The following is a 3,106-nucleotide window of genomic DNA, read 5'->3' as shown; positions in this document are numbered from 1 at the left end:
TCCGGCAGGTACAGCGTCTGACCCCGGCGCCGCACCTCGGCGTCCAGCGCTCCCCCGGCCGGCAGGTAGGCGGCGACGTCCGCGATCGCGTAATGGATCCGGAACCCGCCGCGGCGACGGCGCAGCAACACCGCCTGGTCCAAGTCCTTCGCCCCGGGCGGATCCACCGTCACCAGCGGCAGGTCCGTGGCGTCGAAGCGCTCACCCGTCGATTCCGGCTGGGCGACGGTGCGCTCCACCTCGCTGAGCACGGCTGCCGGGAACTCCACCGGCAAACCGAAATCCGCGCGGACGGCGGCGAAATCGCGATCGGGCGAACGGCGCTGGCGCGGGGTGCGGCCCGGCGGACCGGCGACGACATCAGTACCACCACGTGGAACCTGTGCCGTCGCCATCGCGGCTCAGTCCTCGCCCTCGGACCAGCGGCGCTCGGCATCGTCCGCGGCTTTCGTGCGCTCCCGGGCTATCTCCAGGGCGTGCTCGGCGGACTCGCGGTCGGCATACGGCCCCAGCCGGTCGGCTGCGCGGCATCCCGCGGTGGGCTCGACCTGCTGGTGCTTCAGGCAGAAGTACCAACCTTTGGCGGCCATGGTCCGAGCCTCGCACGCGGGGGCGTCACGTGTCACGCCTTGAGCGCGCCAAGCCGCATCGCGTCTCGAGCGATCGGGCGCCGATCACCACGCAGGAGGCGGTGGGGCGCCTGGGGCGGGCTGCGATCCGCCCGGCGGCCTGCCCGGGATCGGGTCGAGGCAGGACACCAGGACGTGGTGGTTGGCCGGGTCGTCGACGCGCCTGCCGTCGCGCATCCGGTACTCTAGCTCGCCGTCGTCACCGACCTCCACGGTGCAGCCGACCTCGGCCAGCTGGTCGTCGTCCAGGTCCGAGAGCCGCTCGTAGCGCGAGGGAACCACCCGGTACACCGGCCACTGCAGGTGCCCGAACGCCTGGTGCAGCTCCGCCAGCAGGTGGCGCATGTGCTGCTGCCACGGCAACGGCATCGACTCCGCCAGCGAACGCGGCAGCACCGCGTAGTTGCCGTCGACCCCGTGCCCGGACCGGGACAAGTAGTCACCCAGGGGCGTGCTCGAGGCCGGGGGTGCGGAACGCCGCGGAATGGGGTCAGGGGTGAACATGCTTCCTCCCGGTGTAGGACGCCGTGGGGCGCGGCCCCGGATCAAGGTTGCCACACCTGGCGATCGCGATCAGCCGGTCCGAACCACCCGTGTCGGTATCAACCGGCCGCCTACGCGGGGGTGTCCGCGGCCGGGCGCACCACCGTCGGAAGCAGTTCGCCGCCGTCCCACATCTTCGTCCGCTCCACCGACTCACCGGGCTGCGGCGCGTGCAGCACCTCGTTGTTGCCCAAGTAGAGCGCCACGTGGTGGATCGCCGCGGGTTCCCGGCCGTGGCCCCAGAACACCAGGTCCCCCGGCTGCGCCTGCTCCAGCGCGATGTGCGCGCCGCCCTGGGTGTACTGGGACTGCGAATACTTCGGAATGTCCACACCGGACGCTTTCCAGGCCATCTGGGTCAGCCCCGAGCAGTCGAACGCCGTCGGTCCGGCCGCGCCCCACACGTACGGCTTGCCGACCTGGTCGTCGGCGTAGTCGATCGCCTTGCCGGCCAGCACGTTCGACGAGGCCATGTCCTCGCAACCGCTGAACCCGGGAACCTGGCCCTTGGTGCTGACCAGGTGCGCGGCCATCGGCTCCCACTGGTGGTAGCGCATCGGGTAGGCGGATCGCTCCACCCGCTGGGCCGCGGCGCCGGGCCGCATCTCCTCCCAGCCCGGCACCTCCAGCAATGTGTCGTAGAACTTGTTGATCTGGTAGTTCACGTCGGTGATCTGGGCGACGCTGCCCCAGCCCATCGACGGCCGCATCTGGAAGATGCCCAGCGAATCCCGGTCGCCGTGGGTCAGGTTCGCCAGGTTCGACTCGGTCTTGCCCGCCTGGATGGCGATCTGCATGGCCCGCGGCGACATGCCGCGCTGCTGGCCGATCTCGATGATGCGCTGCGCGATGCCGACCGACTCCTGCTGCAGCGCGGCGGCGTCGCGCTCACCGCGCCCCTTGCCGTCGCCCCACGGGCCGAGGCTCGCGCTGCAATCCCCCCAGCTCTGCGCGCCGCGCCCGGCCGTGAGCAGCACGCTGAGCGCACCGACCCCGACCAGCCCGGCGAAACCGGCCAGCACGACGATCGCCACCAGGAGTTTTCGCATGTCAGCTCACCTTGTCGTAGCCGGAGACGCGCCATCCCTGCGGTGTGTTGATCACTTCTACCTGGACGTCCCCGCCGTCGGTGGGCAGCCGCACGTCCATCGAGTTCGCGGTGGAACGCTGCGCCGCGGGCGGGCCGGTCACCGCCGTGGCGGGCACGTTCGCCGGGTCGATCGTGGCCATCTCGGTGATGAACTCTTCGGTGGTGTACGGCGCGAGGCGCTGCACCCACTCCGGCGCGGCCGTGCCCGGCGGGTGGTTCACCCACTGCTTGCCCCACGCCTCGACCACCGATAAGCCCTGCGGGCTCGGCGGCGCGGGCGGGGCGGGAGTGTTCGGCACCCGGAACGTCGGCGGTGCGGCGACCGGCGTGCTCGGCGCGGCCGGGACTTCCTGGCGCTGGCCCGTCGTGTCCGGCCGCGGGGTGCGGCTCACCGGCAGCGGATCGGGCAGCAGGATCCCGATGGTCGTGGCCAGCGCCGCCAGCACGATCACGGTGCCCACCAGGTGCTTCGGCGAGCGCAGCGGCCAGCCCCACAGCCTCCGGTAGACCGCGGCGCGCCCGCGGTGCGTTCGGATCGGCATCGCGCGTTCCCCTTCACACCACCGGGCGGGTGCGCGCCCGCCCGGGTCGTTGCTGCTCAATCCTCATCGGCGACCTCCAGGCCGCGCGATGGCCGGTACCCCACGTGCATCGACCTGCCGGAGACCACTTCCATGTCGGACCGCCGCGACGTCGCGGGCTCCGGCACCACCGGAGTCACCCCGCTGTCCACACGGGACGGAACTAGCACCGGATCCTCGTCGTGGCGCCGGTCCCACGAGGCATCGGCCACCGGTGCGGTGTCCACGACCCGGCTGACCCGTCCTTCCGGCAGCGCCGCGGC

Annotated in this window: 5 protein-coding genes and 1 pseudogene; all 6 read right to left on the bottom strand. The window is 72.0% G+C overall.

The genetic code is table 11. The features are described 5' to 3' along the window. On the bottom strand, window positions 1–395 hold a 395-nt coding region (locus IJH84_RS01175; RefSeq protein WP_295139201.1), incomplete at its 3' end, for an RNB domain-containing ribonuclease. 6 nt (window positions 396–401) lie between these two features. Next, the gene (locus IJH84_RS01170; RefSeq protein ID WP_200071108.1) at window positions 402–590 is read right to left on the bottom strand and encodes a hypothetical protein; all 189 of its coding nucleotides are present in this window, start codon (window positions 588–590) and stop codon (window positions 402–404) included. 84 nt (window positions 591–674) lie between these two features. Then, a complete protein-coding gene (locus IJH84_RS01165; RefSeq protein WP_200071107.1) occupies window positions 675–1,133 on the bottom strand; it encodes a hypothetical protein in 459 nt (152 codons plus the stop codon). A gap of 110 nt (window positions 1,134–1,243) precedes the next feature. Continuing rightward, window positions 1,244–2,221 carry a C40 family peptidase gene (locus IJH84_RS01160; RefSeq protein WP_295139197.1) on the bottom strand — a complete coding sequence of 326 codons (978 nt, stop codon included), beginning with the start codon at window positions 2,219–2,221 and terminating at the stop codon, window positions 1,244–1,246. Between the two features lies 1 nt (window position 2,222). Then, complete coding sequence (locus IJH84_RS01155; RefSeq protein WP_200071105.1) at window positions 2,223–2,804, bottom strand: hypothetical protein; 582 nt, start codon at window positions 2,802–2,804, stop codon at window positions 2,223–2,225. Window positions 2,805–2,860: 56 nt separating this feature from the next. Further along, window positions 2,861–3,106, bottom strand: a pseudogene (locus IJH84_RS01150) (hypothetical protein); the annotation flags it as partial.

This window comes from Saccharopolyspora sp., from assembly GCF_017434145.1.
Taxonomy (GTDB): Bacteria; Actinomycetota; Actinomycetes; order Mycobacteriales; family Pseudonocardiaceae; genus Saccharopolyspora_C; species Saccharopolyspora_C galaxeae.
The sequence above is the reverse complement of the archived record's forward strand: the minus strand, read 5'-3'. Positions and strand labels throughout refer to the sequence as shown.